This is a genomic window from Vibrio sp. 10N.222.55.C6 (assembly GCF_041473395.1).
Classification (GTDB): domain Bacteria; phylum Pseudomonadota; class Gammaproteobacteria; order Enterobacterales; family Vibrionaceae; genus Vibrio; species Vibrio crassostreae_C.
In genome coordinates, this window is the sequence record NZ_JBFRSD010000549.1 from 1 (window position 1) to 460 (window position 460).

Sequence of the window (460 nt, forward strand, 5' to 3'; positions counted from 1 at the left end):
GGCATCTTAGTCGCTACTTTTACAAATGGCTTACCTACAACAGAAACGTTATCAACACAGATGACACCAGTTTTCTGTGCGCCTAATTGAAACTGGAATTCTGTATCGGCGTCACTATCAAGTTCGTGTACAAAATCAAACGTATAGCTTTGCTTGTCTTCGGATACACCTACTTCGGTTAGAAAATAGTGTGTATAGGGAGGGCCTTCATGTTGAATCAAGGCTTTCATCTCAGTATCAATATTCGCATATGCATCGAACGATACTTGGTACCTTTGACCTTGCTCTAAACCAATGCCACTGTGACCTAAAATGACATCCCAAGAATTTTTTCCTGGGTTTTTTATATCAATACACGCTTCATTACTTTCTGTTGCTATGTTGGCGCCGGCATTCCACCAGCCATCCATATTGCCTTTAAAGTGACTATTCCTAATCTGCTCTTCTGCATAAGTTACTC

At 40.7% G+C, this 460-nt stretch carries 1 protein-coding gene; it reads right to left on the reverse strand.

Going from position 1 to position 460, the window contains the following annotated elements:
• On the reverse strand, positions 1 to 460 hold a 460-nt coding region (locus tag AB4486_RS25025), incomplete at both ends, for a carbohydrate binding domain-containing protein (protein WP_372119401.1).